The sequence below is a fragment of the Methanobrevibacter smithii ATCC 35061 genome (assembly GCF_000016525.1).
Taxonomy (GTDB): domain Archaea; phylum Methanobacteriota; class Methanobacteria; order Methanobacteriales; family Methanobacteriaceae; genus Methanocatella; species Methanocatella smithii.
Map to the genome: position 1 here is coordinate 900765 of NC_009515.1, position 17076 is coordinate 917840.

Sequence of the window (17076 nt, forward strand, 5' to 3'; positions counted from 1 at the left end):
ATTATATATTATTTTAACTAGTATTAATATGTTTGTTTAAAAATATAAAAAAAAGAAAATGAAAAATTATCTTTCCAAATCGCCAGAAATAAATTTTTCAACATTTTCATAAGCTTCATCATCAGTAACTTGGACTGGAGGATGTTTCATTACATAAGAAGAAATTGAAGTTAACTGACCGCCAATACCCCTTTCTAAACCAAGCTTACAGCATCTAACAGCATCAATAACACATCCTGCAGAGTTTGGAGAGTCTTCAACACTTAATCTAAGTTCAATATTCATTGGAACATCACCAAAAGTACGACCTTCCATCCTAAGGAAACATAACTTGTTATCATCCTGCCATGGAACATAATCACTAGGCCCAATATGAATATCCCTGTCATCCATTCTTTCAGCTACAACAGCCTGGACAGCTTCAGTTTTAGATTCTTTTTTAGAGTCTAATCTGTCCCTGTTAAGCATGTTTAAAAAGTCAGTGTTTCCGCCTGTGTTAATCTGATAAGTCCTGTCCAGCTTAACTCCTCTATCTTTAAATAAATTAGCTAATGTTCTGTGAGTTATTGTAGCTCCAATTTGTGCCTTAATATCATCCCCAACAATAGGAATTCCTTTTTGTCTGAATTTAGCATCCCACTCACTATCACTTACAATAAAAACAGGCATACAATTCACATAAGCAATTCCCGCATCAAGAGCACATTGTGCATAGAACCTTGCTGCCTTTTCAGATCCAACTGGCAAATAATTCACTAAAATTTCAGCACCGCTTTTCTTTAAAACTTCAACAACATCAACTGGTTCTTCATCACTAACAACAAAAGTGTAATCATCGTCATAATTAGACATATGTGGTGCAACACCATCCAAAACATGCCCCATACTTACGCAAACATCATATTTTGGGATTTCTTCTTGAAAAATAGTTGTACAATTTGGTTTTGCAAAAATAGCTTCATCAATGCTCTTACCTACTTTTCTAGCATCAATATCAAAAGCTGCAACAACATCAATATCTGAAGGTGAATATCCTCCGATATCCCAATGCATCAATCCTATTGCATCATCAGGATTTTTTCCATCATAATAATGTATTCCTTGAATAAGGGAACTTGCACAATTCCCCATTCCCACAATTGCTATTTTAATTTTATTCACAATAACACCAGCCTATTTTAATTAACCATAAATATTAATATAGTTATTTTACCTTAATATAGTTTATAAAAGTATTTATTAAAGAGGAAAAATTATGAATCCATATGTTGAAATAATCCGCCCAGGAAATGTAATAATGGCAATAATAGCAGTTATTTTAGTAGCTATTCTTGCAAAAAGTGTTGATATTCCCATAATATTAGCCATGTTAGCTGTATTTTTTGCTATGAGTGCTGGAAATGTAATTAACGATTATTTTGACTATAAAATAGATTTAATCAACAAACCTCAAAGACCCATCCCTTCAGGAAGAATTTCACTTGACAATGCAAAAAACTATGCATATCTTTTATTTATTCTTGCGGCAATTGTTGGGTTTTTAATATCCTGTTTGGTAGACACATGGATTCCCTGCACAATAGTAATCTTTTCAGACATTATACTTTACCTCTATGCATATAAATTAAAATCCACACCACTAATAGGTAATTTAACTGTCGGATTCATGACAGGATTATGCTTTATATTTGCAGGATACACCTTTAATGAAGGATTGATAATTTATGAATCATATTTGCTTGCATTTTTCGCACTGATAATGACTACTGCCCGTGAAATAACAAAAGATATTGAAGATATGGAAGGGGACATGGCAGAAGGAGCCAAAACATTTCCAATATTATACGGTCCAAAAATATCTGCAATTATTGCAATTAGCCTAATAATCATCGATTGTGCATTATGTCCTCTGCTCTATATTTATCATATTTTTAACATCAATTATCTGATTGTTGTAAGTATAGCTGTGTTAATATTCCTTTATGGAGCTGTATTACTTAGAAATCAGGATTCAAAAACAGCAAATAAAGTTTCAAAATACTTAAAAACCGGAATGCTAATTGCATTTATTGCATTTGCTATTGGAACATTTACAATAACTTTTTAAAAAATAAATTATAAAAAAATTATTTAATGATTTTTAATGATTTAAATTTAAAAAGTAATGATGCTAAGTTTATATTAGTCGTCCTTATAATCAGTTCATTATTAGTTGCTTATTACATCCAGTTTACAGAATCAATCGGAATATACTGTTCTGATGTTTTTGTTTACTTGTTAAATGCACTGTATTACTCCGGAGCCAATATAAACTCAACATCAACGATTTATTTATATCCTTTAATCTCATTTATAACTTCATTATTATTTGATTTGGGATTTAAAAGCGAACTTTCTATTTATTTAGTTACTGGTGTATTCGCAATACTTGGAAATATCGGATTTTATATTTTGCTTAGAACCAGATTTGATGAAGTATTGAGTTTAACTGGAACTATAATGTATGCTACTTTTGCACTTAATTTAGCATGGTTAGCTAATGGAACTTTGGATATACCTGCGGTGGCTGTAACCATATGGTGTGTTCTTATCTCATATATGGCTATTAAATTAAATCCAAAATATTATGCAATAGCTATGCCTCTTTTTGTAATCTGTTTATTTACAAGATACACAGCAGGACTAATTCTACCGGTTTTAATATTATACTATGTTTATGAAAAAGGATTTAAAATAACTCCTGAAGACAAACCATACATCATTAAAGGAATCCTGTACTCTATAGGTATTTTTGCCATTGTTTTAATCATATTAACTGTAATGAGTAATTTTGAATTACCGTTAATTCATGAAACTGCAATAAGAGTAGAAGGAAAACGCGGAATGACTGTAAATCAAGCATACAATCCAGATATGAAATATTACTTTACCAATTTCCCAGAATTCATTTCTGCTTCAAAAACAACCTTTGTAAATGCTACCCCACTACTTGAAAATTCAACAGTACTTTCATGGATAAGTCTTGGACTATTAGCTGTTGGAACTGTTCTTGGAGCAATGAAAATAAGAATCAAACGCAATAAAGAAAGTATTGGAGCAGCAATTGCATTTTTAATATCTGTTGCAATATTTACCCAGGTCAGTTCCATTGTTACAATAATAATTACATTTATCGGCCTTTATTTAATTGGTAAAGACTCCCAACATAAAGAATACCTTGCAATGTTAGGCTGGATACTGTCATTTTACATATTTTTTACTTATTTCAATATCCGAGTTAACAGATATATTATTCCAGCAATTCCTCCAATCATATACTTCATTATGCTAAGTATCGAATTGATTCATGAAAAAATTAAAATCAACAAAAATATAATTCCACTGATTTTAATTATAATGTTTGTAATTCAAGGATTCACATTTACATCAACTTACGAAGACATTCCAAATTTCAAAGCTCCCGAAGAAATATCTAATTACATAATCCAAAATAACCCTGATTATGAAAATCAATCAATTGGAGTTTATAATTTAAGACCTTACAGCTGGTATTTACAAACAGACGTTGAAGGAATTCCAACAGGCAATACTACATACATAGATCAATCCAATGTAACGTATTACATTTCCAACAAAGAACTAAGCAATTTAACTAATTATACTCAAATAAAAAACATAGATAACCTATATTTATATGAAAAAAATAAGTAATATCCACTACAAAATGTGAAATATTAGAAACATATATAATAAAACAGTTATAAAAATTAACACATAAAATAAGGCAAACTAAAGAGGGTAATATGAAAGTTGTATGCTGTAAGAACTGTGGTGCTAAATACCAACTCGATGATGATGATGACATAAGTGCATTCGAGTGTTCTTCATGCTCAGGAGATTTAGAAGTTGTTGAAAATTATTCTGATGACGACAATTCCTCAAAATCTACAATTATAACTTCACAAAAGTATGATGATTCATATATCGTCCAATGTAGCGAATGTGGATTAAAATATAAACTAAATAAAAATGATAACATACTTGATTATGAATGTGATAGTTGTGGCGGACCTTTAAGATATTTAGACGAAAATATGAACCAAGAAGTAGACCGATATCTTGAAGAGAGAAAAAATGAAGCTCCTGAAACAGTTTATGAAGAAACCGACAGCGCTGATGAATATACATCTACTGAAAAGAATACAATAACACCTATACATTCTGTTACACATAGAATAGAAAATTTTTTCTCAGAAGATCATATGCAAAAAATTGCAGATGAAGAACTGGAAAAACAATTGGAACATCAACCTGCTCCAAGAACTGCAAGAACTACAATTCCACAAGCAGTACTGTCCAAGTTTGGAAAAGAATTTTCCATACCTAAATCAAATGATTATAATGTTTTGAAAAAATATCTAAAAGATGAATTTTTCAAAGGAATGGAATCATATTATGCAGACATTCCGGAAACTGAAAAATCACATAAGTTTTTAGAAAAAATAGGTGACAAATTAGCAATAAAGGAACCAAGCACTAACATCACATCTGTAAATGATGAAAACACTCAAATAAACGAAATTAAGAATTATAGTAACACAAACAACATCATTATTGCAATTGGAGCTATAATCTTCGTTTTAAGTATTGTAGAAATATTAACTATTGATAGCGGATTTGGTATATTTACCTTGTTAATTGGTGTATTAGTATTATGTTACGGAATATATAAAACTAGAGACACCAAAGAAACAGAAACAAGAACTAGAATTATCAGAGAACATTTATTAACTCTTCCAGAGGAGTATTATGTTTTCTACAATGTAAAAATACCTGCATCATCTACAGGTATAAACCATGTAGTTATAGGACCTTCAGGAATTTATGCACTTATTTCACAAAAATACAAAGCAAAAAATAAATTAGAATCAGAAAATGAAAATTTAAATTTAATTGATTCTATTGAAAATGATGACAAAATAGAAGAAATTAACTCCCATTACGGCAGACGTTTTAAGTATACAACTAAACAGGCAAAATTCTCACAGGACAATAAAATAAAACAAAAATCATTAATATTAGGTGAAAACCTGATTAATTTCCTTAATGAAAACAATATAAGGCATTGTTTTGTTGAGCCTTTAGTTGGTTTCATAAATCATGAAGTTGTTGTAATAAACACTCCATTAACTGATGAAGATTTATTTATGGAAGAACTGCTGTATAAAATTGAATACGGCCCTACCAAATTAAATTCTGAAACAATAGACAAATGTGCAGTTTTACTTAACAAATATTCTGCAGACTGTTCTTCAGAATTTTAACTTTTTTTATTTTTTAAATTAAATACTGTTTTTTAAAAAAAAGAATTGTAAAGAATTTATTTAGCATTATCCAAATTAAATTCCCTATACTTAGACTTAACAACACTCCAACATTCTTCAAAACCATGTTTTAAATCAATTTCCAACATTTTGTTATTCATTGCCTGTCTAAGTTCAAAATCATTAGCCACAATATTAAACTGTTCTATAATGTCTTCCTGAGTCAAATAAGATCCAAGACCCATATTTACAAATCCGTGTTCAGGACTTCCAAATAGATTTTTCTCTTCTCTTTCATCCTTACATATAACAATACATGGAACACCTAAAGAACAGACCTGATACATGATTCTTCCCCCAGAAGTGAAAATAACATCTGCAGAAATCATGAAGTCACTGATAGAATTTACTGTTGTATAAAACTGAACATTTTGCATAAGCTCATATTTAGCTGACAATTCTTCAAAATTTTCATGTCCTGAACCTAAAATAACATTGATTCTGCCAGAAAACCCACTAGCTAAAAGAGCATCCAAAACTTTTTGAGACAAGTTAAGTGTATCATTTGGAGCAAAATCAATCAAAACAGTTTTAACATCATTTGTAATTATTTTTGGCTGATGCAAATAAAATTCATCTTTTAAAATGTAATATTCATGCCCCACAAAGAATTTTTCATCACCTTCATGTTCATATAATGAATCAAATACCAGATCCGCAAGATCTGAACCGCTTCCAAAATCTTCAAAATTAATTATATAATAACCCTTATTTGTCAAATCGACCATATACTCATAAGAAGTATTACCCACATCATTAATAATAATCTTCGGATCAAACTGTTCAAATAAACCAAGCAACTCAGATTTACCTCCATATGTTTGATATTTGTAATTATACCCTTCAATAATGTCAATTCCCAACTGATGGGTTCTATTAATAAAGAATACTACGTCATGGAATACAAGTTTTGATGCCATTGACAAACAGCGGTACATATGACCTGTTCCAATCTGGTCATAAGCATCAACAACAAAAGCTATTTTTATTTTATTAAGATAATTATTTGCAATCCACCAGTCTTCATAAGTATTTATTTCAACACTTTCTTCACGAGAAATCTCAATCAGGTCTATATTCAAACCTAAACGAGATGTTTCAGTTACAAAATTACGGCGAGTAGCTAATATACCTCCGGTTTCTTTAAAAGTTTTAGGAAGCAAATCCCTATATAATCTTTCAGAATAAAATGGAAAATACCTTCCATTTTCATCATCGAATCCCCACCTCAGATTCTTATCATCAACAACAGAAATTACACTATCAATATTAAAATCAGCGAATTTTTCAATAGCTTTATCTAATGTTTCAGTTTTTAGTAACGGAGAAGAAGGTTGAATTGTAATTACAATATCATATTCGTCAAAAGCCTGTTTTTCTTTTTGTAACATTGCATCATAAATAACAGTATCCAATAATGTTTCATCAGTAGCTAATTCTACAGGACGCTTCACAACACTAGTACCATACTTTTCAACAATCGATGCAATTTCAGAATCCTCAGTAGACACCACTACATCATCAACATATTTTGACGATTTAGCTATATCTATTGAGTAATAAATAAGAGGTTTTTCACCAAGTAAACGTAAATTTTTACGAGGAATGTTTTTTGAATAACCTCTAGCAGGAATCACCACCAATATCTTATTATTTTCAAACATATAAATCCCTAAATTACAAAATTTATTTAAACGTTACTAAATAATATAATAATACTAATATTAAATCTTTTAGGTGTTAATGAATGAAAAATATGACAAAAGAGTTGTTAGACAAAATAAATGAAATAGCTACTCCAGTAAAAATAATGCATGTTTGTGGTTCACATGAACACGCAATTATGGAAAATGGAATAAGGTCTTTACTTCCACCAGAAGTAGAAATCATTGCAGGACCCGGCTGTCCGGTATGTGTTGTACCTTCCCGTGAAATTGACGAATGTCTAGAATTAGTCGACAGGGGAGTGACAGTGACTACTTTTGGAGATATGTTGAGAGTTCCTGGTTCTGAACGTTCACTTGCAGAAGCAAAAGCAGAAGGTGGAGATGTAAGAGTAGTGTATGGAATTAATAAAGCTATTGAAATAGCTGAAAAAGAGGATAATGACGTTGTATTTATGGCTGCAGGATTTGAAACCACAGCACCAACAACTGCTGCAGAAATTTTGGCAGAACCTCCTGAAAATTTCTCAGTCTTATCCTGTCATAGATTAATCCCCCCAGCTATCGATTATTTAATAAATTCTGGGGAAACCAATCTTAATGCATTAATTGAACCTGGACATGTCTGTACAATCATAGGAACCAAGCCTTTTGAATATCTTTCAACAGACTATGGTATACCTCAGGCAGTTGCCGGATTTAATCCTTTAGACATTTTAATGTCTGTTTATATGATTTTAAGACAAATACGTGATGATACACCTAAAATAGATAACGAATACAACAGAGCAGTTAGAGACGAAGGAAATATAATAGCTCAAAAAGTTATCGATCAAGTATTTGATGTAGGTAGCAGAGAATGGAGAGGATTTCCGAAAATACCTAATTCCATTCTAGAAATTAAAGATGAATTCAGCCAGTACAATGCAAGAGCCAAATATGACATTGAAGTAAAAGATGTTAAAGAAGCTCCTAAAGGCTGTATTTGCGGACCTATTTTAAGAGGATTGGCCAGACCTGAAGACTGCAAATTATTTAGAAAATCCTGTAACCCCCTACATCCAATCGGAGCATGTATGGTCAGTAAAGAAGGAACCTGTAATATAGCCCACAGATATTCAAGGGATTAAAATGAATATAGATGCAATAGCTGTAGATATTGATGGAACAATAACTGATAATAAAAGAAGACTTTGTTACTCAGCTATGGAAGCTATACGAAAAGCAGAAGATGCAGGAGTCCCTACAATTATTGTAACTGGAAATATTGTAACTTATGCCTATGCAACATTAGTACTCCTCGGAGCTAGCGGAGGAGTAGTGGGAGAAAACGGAGGAGTAATATTTAAAGAAAATTACAATAACAACCAGATAAAAACAGTAGTTGACAGAACTTATGTAAATGCTGCTGATAAACACTTAAAAGAAAGATTAGGTTCAAAGTTTGATAAAAACATTTCAAATGACAACATGTACAGGTTGACTGAAAGTGTATTTTACAAAACCATAACTAAAAAAGAGCTGGAAGAGGGATTGAAAGGCTTTGAATACCTAGATAAAATAGAATTATACGATAGTGGATTTGCCCTACATGTCACAGACAAAAGAGTAAATAAAGGAAGTTCATTAAAGTATCTTTGTAATGAAAACGGCATCGACATGGAAAATGTAATGGCTATGGGAGACAGCGAAAATGATGAAGCATTCCTGAAAGAAGCCGGAATGAAGGTGGCTGTTGGAAATGCTGAAGATTTTCTGAAAAAAAATAGTGACTATGTTTGCAAAAATAACTATGGTGACGGCGTAAAGGAAGCTATTGAAAAATTTGTATTATAAGAGCTGATAAAATGATATATGAAATGGCTGAAAAATGTGAAAAGGAAGTTAAAAAAATCTGTGATGATTACGAGGTATACATCAGTTCTGGAAAAACAATAGAACTTGATTCTAAAAACGATGAATTGAATTTTGCAAAAGAAGAAATTACCCAAGGAATTGGAATTAGGGTACTGAAAGATAATAAAATGGGATTTGCATTTACTTCAGATATGGATAAAATTAATCAAACTGCACTTCAGGCCCTGGAAAATACTAAATTAAATAATCCTGATGAAAATTATGCATTTTCACAAAAAGAAAAAGTAAATGACATTGACAAACTCTATGATAAAAAATTTGAAAACTTGGATTTGGATGAATCCATTGATTTTTTAAATAACATCATAACAAAAGCTAATGAAACCCAATGTGATGTAACTTCAGCAGGATTTTCAGCAAGCCGCGGTGAATCACTTATCTTAAATTCAAATGGAGTTTCAATTGCCAATAAAAGTACTGGATTTGGTGCTGGATTATCTGTAAATATTGAAGCAAAAGAAAATGTAGCTACAGCATATGATTCCATTTCTTCAAGATTTTATGATTTGGATGGTGATAAATTAGCCGAAGATGTTTGTAAATTAGCTATGGATTCTGTTGATACAAAGGCTATTGAAACTAAAGATTACGATGTAGTTCTTGATTATTATGCTGCTACCGGTCTTTTATCCACTTTTTTAGAAGCATTTAACGGAGAAAATGTTCAAAGACAAAGATCAATTCTTCATGACAAAATGAACAGCGAAATTGTAAGTCCAAACCTATCAATAACAAATGATGCCACTTTAGAAAAAGGAATGTATTCTACAAAGTGTGACGGTGAAGGAACTGTATCTAAGAAAACCAAGCTTGTAGAAAATGGTGTGTTAAAATCATTCATGTATGATATTTACACTGCAAATAAAGGAAATACAACAAGTACTGGAAACGGTTACAGAAACTCATACTTATCTACACCGTCAGTCAGTCCGTCAAATATAATTCTTGATTTTGATGAAAAAATCGGGACAGATGAAATATCTGAAGGAGTTTTAACTACCAGCGTTTTAGGAGCACATACTGCAAATCCTATTTCAGGTGATTTTTCAGTAGAAGCAAGTAATGCTTTTAAAATAGAAAATGGTGAGATTAGCTATCCTATAAATAAAGCAATGATTTCAGGAAATATATTTGAAATAATGAAAAAATGTGAAGGAGTCAAATCCGAAATTAAACAATACGGACCGTTTATCCTTCCAAAAATCTTAGTCCACAACTTAAGAGTTGTTGGACAACATTAAATTTTTTTTAATTTTCGTCTGTAATTATCAATAGTGGATGAAGAAAAATCTGTTGATAAATATTTGCCCACTAACTCTTTACTTTTGTCAAAGTCTTTAATTTGAGTTTGAGAAGCTTTTTCAATTTCTTTTTCTAAATTTTTAATCCTATTATCAAATGTTCTTTCAGATTTAAGGAAATCAACATTAGTTTTACGGGAAATTCTTTTAATCTCTTCATCAATGTCTATTTCTTCATTCTTTTTAGCCATGCTATGACCTACATTTTAATGATTGGCAATCTTATTTCAGTAATATATTCTTCTTCGCTGTCTGCATTGTGAATATTTTTTACTAAAACTTCAGTAGGTGAACCAATAATATCATAATTGTTTTCTTGAGCTACTTTAACCATTGTATCATAGCTATCTAAAATATTATCAATAGAACCTTCATGAATTCCACTTAAAACGCCATGTTCAAATAAATCCGCAGTTTTAATAATATCTTTTGCTTGTGCATTACCTTCAATAGCTATACCTACATCAAATACTGCATCCCCTTGATTTACACTATGTCTTGGAGAGTAATATATTATAAAAGGTTCCCCAATTGTTTTAATTTCTTCTGTTTCAACCCAATCCATTAATTTGGAAAGCAATACTTCCAAATCAGAAATTGGACCTTTATAATTAATAACAGCTATTTTTTGATCAGGAATAATTTTATCTTGAATTTGCATTTGATTCACCTTTTTTTATTTAATATTTTTAATTTATGTTAAATAAATATACCTCAACTTCTTCTCCTTCATCAAGAAGTTCAACAGATTTTGGAACTTTAACATAACCGTCAGCAGTAGATAAAGAAAATATAGCTCCAGAGTCTTTAAATATCGGTTGGATATCTTCACCGTCAACTTTTACTAACTGATACTGCATCCTACCCACTGGAGAATGTATTCTTCTGGTTAGTTTACCTTTAACTACACTTTTTTCGAAATTTTTGTCAATACCTGCCAATTTTGTTAAAGGAGGAGCTACAAATGCATTAAATATCATTAAAGCAGATACCGGATTTCCAGGCAATCCAATAACAATTTTACCATCTACAATACCCACAATAGTAGGTTTTCCAGGCTGGACAGAAATTCCATGAATATAAACCTGACCCAGTTCATCCAAAACATGTTTCATTACATCTCCCAGACCTGCAGAAGTTCCTCCAGATCCGATTAAAATATCCACATCATCTAAAGATTCCTGAATTTTAGCTTTAAGTTGATCATAATTATCCTTAACAGTTCCTAAAAACTTAGCATCAGCTCCACAGGATATTGCATCATTTTTAATCATGTTTCCATTGACATCATAAATTTTACCGTACGGCAATTCATTGCCCTGAAGAGTAATTTCATTTCCGGTTGATATGACCCCAACAGTAGGTTTTTTATAAACTTCAATTGTTTCAAATCCCTGAGAAAGTAAAACACCAATTTTACCAGGAGTTAAAACATCACCTTTCTTTAAAATTAATTTGGATTCTTCAGTATCAGAACCTTTTTTAGCTACATCCTGAGTAGGAGTAACAGTAGTCAAGATATTAACTGCAGAATCCATTTTTTCACAGTATTCAACCATTACAACTGCATCTGCCCCTTCAGGCATAGCTGCACCAGTACTTATTTCAACACATTTGCCTTCTTCAACAATCTTATCCGTTGTTGAACCTGCCTCTAAAAAATCAATAACTTCCAAAGTCTTTGGAGACTCTTCACTAGCTCCAAAACTGTCCTGTGAAAGAATTGCAAAACCATCTTTTAAAGCTTTATCAAATGGAGGAAAATCCATCCTACTGTACACATCACCAGAAAGTACTCTGCCGTATGCATCTTCAACAGCAATCTCTTCACTTTGAAGAGTGTAATATTTATCAAATAAGTTTTGAATAATTTCTAAAGCATCTTCGGATTCTTTAATTTTTAAAAATTCAGTTCCCATATTATCCCCTTTAATGAATACATTAATATATTAATAAAAGTAATATATAAATAGTTTAATTTATCATCAACCAAATGGAAAATATAAACTATATTGATGGAGGAGAGTACTTGTCAAAACCAAATAATAACAATGACCAGCAAGAATTTAGAAGAGTAAGAACACCTAAAAAAGGGGAAATTCCAGGAGCCGTGGAACAAATCATGGGTCATGGTAAATTAAAAGTTAGATGTGCTGATGGAAATATTAGAATGACCAGAATCCCTGGAAAAATGAAAAAACGTATTTGGATTCGTGAAGGAGACATCATTCTTGTAAAACCATGGGATTTCCAATCAGATGAAAAAGCGGATGTAATCTGGAGATATACCAAAACTGAATCTAACTGGCTTGAAAGAAAAGGCTATTTAAAAATGTAAATACCCTTTTTACCCTCTTATTATTTTAACTGATTTTAATGGATTCAAAAATCAATAAAGCCGATGCAAAAGTCCAAAAAATACGAGAACGTAAAAGGCGAAAAGGTAGTGAAGATAGAAAAGTCGGAAGCGAAGTCTTCGACAAAATAACTTTAGAAACCCTATATAAATTAGCTAAACAGGATTATATTGATATTTTAAATGGTGCTATAAGTACCGGAAAAGAAGCTAATGTTTTAAAGGGAATAACTAAAGATGAAACTTATGTAGCTGTTAAAATTTACAGAATAGCTACTTCTGATTTTAAAAAAATGGATTATTATGTCCATGGCGACCCAAGATTTAATGTTAAAACTAAAAATAAAAGACAACTGATTTATGCCTGGGTAAGTAAAGAATTTAAAAACCTTAAAAGATTGTATAATGCAGGAGTTAATGTTCCTGAGCCTTACATCAGTGCAAATAATGTTTTGATAATTGAATTTATTGGAGATGAAAAAGGAAATCCTGCACAGCCCGTTAGAAATCAGCCTCCAAAAAATCCTGAAGAATTTTTCAATAAGCTTTTAGTGCAACTGAAAAAGTTCGTGCATGAAGGAAAATTGGTTCATGGAGATTTATCCAATTATAACATTCTTAATCAAAATGAAGAACCAGTTATTATTGATGTTTCACAGTCTGTCGTTTTAGACAATCCTATATCTCACGAATTGCTCCAAAGGGATATTAAAACATTAGTGAATGAATATAAAAAATTAGGTGTAAAAACAAGTTATGATGAAGTATACGAATATGTAGACTTCAAACTTTAACTTCTTCTTTTTTAGACGGTTTGCATAAAATCACCAATGCAACAATAACAATCACCAAACCGCAAAGCATTAAAACTGTTGGAATTTCAAAGTAACAAATAATACCAAATATTAATGCTGCAATAGGTTCACATCCAGACAATAATATTGATGCCACCCCTGATTCCACATAATTTAAAGCTGTTGTTAAACAAATATATGGCAAAGCAAATGAAATAAATGAATGCAATATTAAAAACAACACATTTGAAAGCTGATTAACATTAACATAATGATTTATCTGTCCAAAATTTGTAAAAGGGAGCAATAAAATTACAATCAATATTAAAGAATAAAATAAAATACAGTAAGTATGACATCCCTTATTGATTACTTTTGTTGAATCTAATGTATAAACCGCACAAAATATTGCAGCTCCAACACCGCCTAAAACACCGATTAATGAAATTGAACCTATACTGCTTTCTAAAAATCCACTAGCCAAAATACATCCTACAATTGCCAAAAACATCGACCCTATTTTTTTAACAGTTATTTTTTCACCTAATGTAAAATAAGCGCCGATTATAACAAATATCGGAGAGGTACCCAGCAATACTGCTGCAAGAGACAAATGAATTGAATTCATAGCCTCATTATAACAAAGATTTAATCCTACAATACTAATGGCTGCAATGATAAAATAAGGCAAATACTCTTTTTTGATTTTAAATAATGATTTGTCAGTCAGCAACACGCAAACAAACATTACCACAGCAGCTATTGAAAATCTTAAAAACAGCAATGTTGTTGGATCAATCCCATTTTCAGTTAAAGTTCTGACAAAAATCCCACTTGATCCAAACATTATTCCTGCTAAAGCAGGCAATAAAAAATAAATATTTTTCATAATACTTTTCCTTAATTTTTCGTACACCGATAATTTTTATCAAAACTTCTATTAAAAAGTATGTTCCATAAAAAATTTTAGAAATTATTAAATAAAACAATACAAATAATTTATATTACTTATAAAAGGTGATAAGTATGCCAGAAACAGATTATTTAAAAATACCTCAAAATAGAATTGGGGCACTAATTGGAAACAAAGGAGATGTAAAAAAATCAATTGAAAAGGCTACTGAAACAATCTTAGATATTGATAGTGAAGACGGAACTGTTTACATCACCCCACAAGAAAACATGAGCGACCCACTTGGCGTATGGAATGCAAATCACATTGTAAAAGCAGTAGCTCGTGGATTTAATCCTGAAGTTGCTCTTAAATTAGTTGATGATGATATTTATTTAGAAGTCATAAAATTGCCATTATATATTGGAAAATCTAAAAATGCACTTTCTAGATACAAAGGGAGAATAATTGGGCAAAATGGAAAAACACGTGAAATAATTATGGATATGGCTGAAGTACAAATGGCCATATACGGAAAAACTGTTTCATTAATCGGTGAAATGGATAATATCATGATAGCTAAAGAAGCTATTGAAATGATTCTAAAAGGATCAAGACACAAATCAGTTTATTCTTTTTTAGAACGTAAAAAAGATGAATTAAAACTTAAAGAATTTAAAGATCTTGTTGGAATCAAGGACGATGAAATCGAATTTAAAGACGGAATCGAATTTGATGAAGAAATGATGAAATAGTAACATTTGAAAAAAAATGTTACTTAAACTTTTTTTACAATATTTTTTAAAGCAGCGCAATATTTTGCTTTGAAGTCAAAAATTCCAAAATAAATAGCAAAATATTATATACTTTACTTAGCATATATAGATAGTGTAATGAAAATATCATGTTTTCTACAATAAATTTATTACTTTTTTATCTATAACTTAGTCAAAACAGATAGAGTACTCTAAAAATATTACTTTTAAAATGCTCTCTGACTTGATTTAAATAAAAAATAGATTCATAAATAAATTATAAAATTTTGAGGAGGAAAAATTTGTCTCAACAAGCAAATGAACTCTTTGACAATTTCCAACAATTGACACCATCAGAGTTCTTTAGAAAAAACAAGCAAATGTTAGGATTCACTGGTAAAATCCGCTCATTAACAATTGTTTTTCACGAATTGATTACAAACAGTTTTGATGCAGCTGAAGAAGCAGGTATCCTTCCAGAAATCAATATTGAATTAAAAAGAATTGACAAAGAACATTACATTCTCAGACATTCAGATAACGGTCCGGGAATTCCTGAAGACTTTGTAATGCAGGTATACTGTAGTATGTTTGCAGGGTCCAAGTTCAGAAACATCCAATCAAGAGGGCAACAAGGTTTAGGTTGTAGTGGTTGTGTGCTTTTATCACAAATGACTACTGGTGAACCTGCCCGTGTAATCTCCTGTTATCAAGAGGGAGATGACCTCAAAGGAGTTAAAATGAAATTTAAAATGGATGTTAAGAAAAATAAAGGTATGTTAATGGAAAGAGAAGATTTCCCTGCAGAACATACTGGAGTTTGTATAGAATTACAATTCAAAGATGTTTCTTACTCTATGGCAGAACAGGGTGCTTTTGAATACATCAGAAGAACCATGATTGGAAACCCTCATGCAAAAATTACATTTAGAGACCCGACAGGACACAAATACATATTCAAAAGAGCTGCAAATATTGTTCCGATACTTCCAAAAGAAGTTTTACCACATCCAAAAGGAGTTAGTGCAGATGATATCCTCTTTATGGCCAAACATACTGATAAAAGAAGATACAAAAGTATGTTAACCAGTTCACTTTCCAGAATGTCCAATAAGAGAGTAAACGAAATTGAGGAACTAACCGGTATTGATATGAATAAACGTCCAAAAGATATGACCTGGGCGGAAGCAGAAGCTATCGTAAACTGCTTCAAAAAAATGAAATTCATGGCGCCTCCAAGTAACGGACTCATACCTATCGGATCAGAACAAATTGAAAAAGGTATGAAACAAATTCTCAAACCTGAATTCATAGCCACACTTACAAGAAAACCTGTAACTTACGGAGGAGGTGTTTCTTTCATTATTGAAGCAGGAATCGCTTATGGTGGAGATTCAGGAAGAGTTGTAAATGAACAAAGAAAATCAGAGATTATGAGGTTTGCAAATAGAGTTCCATTAACCTTTGACCAAGGAAGCTGTGCAATTACAGAAGCACTGAAAAGTATTGATTGGAAACGTTATGGAATTAAAGACTTCGACAATTCCCCAGTTACTTTATTTGTAAATATTATTTCAACACAGGTCCCTTACCTTTCTACAGGAAAACAAAGTGTATCTCCAGAACCTGAAATTGTTCATGAAATAAGGCAAGCTACTATGACTTTAGCCCGTAAACTTCAAAAACACTTAAGAGCTAAAAAAGCTGCAAAAGAAAAAGCAATGCGTTCAAAAGTATTTGAAGACTACCTTCCAGTTATTATTGAAGAAGCTGCAAAATTAGGAGAAACTGCAGTACCTGAATATAATCAGGTTTTAGCTAAAGTAACTAAAAGAGCTCTTGCTGAATTACTTGGTGAAAAAGTTGAAGAAGAGGAAGAAGAAGTAGAAGAAGAAGCATTGATTATGGAAGAACTTGATGAATTTGGATATGCTGTTGATGACGACCACAGTAATCTTAAAAACATTGAAGAAGACATTCCAGAATATGAAAAAGAAGAATAAACAGGTGATT

The 17076-nt window shown here is 31.3% G+C and carries 16 protein-coding genes; 10 read left to right on the forward strand and 6 right to left on the reverse strand.

Going from position 1 to position 17076, the window contains the following annotated elements:
- Positions 1–66: 66 nt before the first annotated feature.
- On the reverse strand, positions 67–1161 hold the full coding sequence (locus tag MSM_RS04735; RefSeq protein ID WP_011954191.1) for an inositol-3-phosphate synthase: 1095 nt from the start codon (positions 1159–1161) through the stop codon (positions 67–69).
- Positions 1162–1255: 94 nt separating this feature from the next.
- On the opposite strand from MSM_RS04735, the gene MSM_RS04740 reads away from it, so the two are divergent.
- The 3 genes from MSM_RS04740 to MSM_RS04750 all read left to right on the forward strand — a co-directional run bounded on the left by MSM_RS04740 (position 1256) and on the right by MSM_RS04750 (position 5324).
- The gene (locus MSM_RS04740) at positions 1256–2107 is read left to right on the forward strand and encodes a UbiA family prenyltransferase (RefSeq protein ID WP_004032994.1); all 852 of its coding nucleotides are present in this window, start codon (positions 1256–1258) and stop codon (positions 2105–2107) included.
- Between the two features lie 26 nt (positions 2108–2133).
- Entirely contained in the window at positions 2134–3711 is a 1578-nt protein-coding gene (locus MSM_RS04745; protein ID WP_011954192.1) for a glycosyltransferase family 39 protein, read from the forward strand.
- 92 nt (positions 3712–3803) lie between these two features.
- Complete coding sequence (locus MSM_RS04750; RefSeq protein WP_011954193.1) at positions 3804–5324, forward strand: nuclease-related domain-containing protein; 1521 nt, start codon at positions 3804–3806, stop codon at positions 5322–5324.
- A gap of 56 nt (positions 5325–5380) precedes the next feature.
- Here the strand turns inward: MSM_RS04750 and MSM_RS04755 are convergent, their stop codons facing one another.
- On the reverse strand, positions 5381–7048 hold the full coding sequence (locus MSM_RS04755; protein WP_004032991.1) for a cytidylyltransferase domain-containing protein: 1668 nt from the start codon (positions 7046–7048) through the stop codon (positions 5381–5383).
- A gap of 83 nt (positions 7049–7131) precedes the next feature.
- Between MSM_RS04755 and hypD the strand changes: the two genes are divergently transcribed.
- From hypD to MSM_RS04770, 3 genes are read left to right on the forward strand one after another with little or no spacing between them, the layout of a single operon-like run.
- Positions 7132–8178, forward strand: coding sequence for a hydrogenase formation protein HypD (gene hypD, locus MSM_RS04760; RefSeq protein ID WP_011954194.1), 1047 nt, complete (start codon positions 7132–7134; stop codon positions 8176–8178).
- A 1-nt stretch (position 8179) separates the two neighbouring features.
- The gene (locus tag MSM_RS04765; protein ID WP_011954195.1) at positions 8180–8884 is read left to right on the forward strand and encodes a phosphoglycolate phosphatase; all 705 of its coding nucleotides are present in this window, start codon (positions 8180–8182) and stop codon (positions 8882–8884) included.
- 11 nt (positions 8885–8895) lie between these two features.
- Entirely contained in the window at positions 8896–10206 is a 1311-nt protein-coding gene (locus MSM_RS04770) for a TldD/PmbA family protein (RefSeq protein ID WP_004035710.1), read from the forward strand.
- On the opposite strand, the gene MSM_RS04775 is transcribed toward MSM_RS04770, so the two are convergent.
- From MSM_RS04775 to MSM_RS04785, 3 genes are read right to left on the reverse strand one after another with little or no spacing between them, the layout of a single operon-like run.
- Complete coding sequence (locus tag MSM_RS04775) at positions 10203–10457, reverse strand: hypothetical protein (RefSeq protein WP_011954196.1); 255 nt, start codon at positions 10455–10457, stop codon at positions 10203–10205. The two genes, MSM_RS04770 and MSM_RS04775, sit on opposite strands and share 4 nt — an antisense overlap.
- 8 nt (positions 10458–10465) lie before the next feature.
- Positions 10466–10927, reverse strand: coding sequence for a GyrI-like domain-containing protein (locus MSM_RS04780; RefSeq protein WP_011954197.1), 462 nt, complete (start codon positions 10925–10927; stop codon positions 10466–10468).
- 28 nt (positions 10928–10955) lie between these two features.
- Positions 10956–12185 (reverse strand): molybdenum cofactor synthesis domain-containing protein, encoded by a 1230-nt coding sequence (locus tag MSM_RS04785; RefSeq protein WP_004032985.1) that lies wholly within the window; start codon positions 12183–12185, stop codon positions 10956–10958.
- 74 nt (positions 12186–12259) lie between these two features.
- Here MSM_RS04785 and eif1A point away from each other — a divergent pair, with 74 nt between their 5' ends.
- A complete protein-coding gene (gene eif1A / locus MSM_RS04790; RefSeq protein ID WP_011954198.1) occupies positions 12260–12604 on the forward strand; it encodes a translation initiation factor eIF-1A in 345 nt (114 codons plus the stop codon).
- 38 nt (positions 12605–12642) lie between these two features.
- On the forward strand, positions 12643–13416 hold the full coding sequence (locus MSM_RS04795; RefSeq protein ID WP_011954199.1) for a serine protein kinase RIO: 774 nt from the start codon (positions 12643–12645) through the stop codon (positions 13414–13416).
- Here MSM_RS04795 and MSM_RS04800 read toward each other — a convergent pair.
- Positions 13406–14305 (reverse strand): DMT family transporter, encoded by a 900-nt coding sequence (locus MSM_RS04800; RefSeq protein WP_011954200.1) that lies wholly within the window; start codon positions 14303–14305, stop codon positions 13406–13408. The genes MSM_RS04795 and MSM_RS04800 overlap by 11 nt on opposite strands.
- A gap of 137 nt (positions 14306–14442) precedes the next feature.
- Between MSM_RS04800 and MSM_RS04805 the strand changes: the two genes are divergently transcribed.
- Positions 14443–15063 carry a KH domain-containing protein gene (locus tag MSM_RS04805; protein WP_004035718.1) on the forward strand — a complete coding sequence of 207 codons (621 nt, stop codon included), beginning with the start codon at positions 14443–14445 and terminating at the stop codon, positions 15061–15063.
- 302 nt (positions 15064–15365) lie between these two features.
- On the forward strand, positions 15366–17066 hold the full coding sequence (gene top6B, locus MSM_RS04810; protein ID WP_004032980.1) for a DNA topoisomerase VI subunit B: 1701 nt from the start codon (positions 15366–15368) through the stop codon (positions 17064–17066).
- Positions 17067–17076 lie beyond the last annotated feature (10 nt).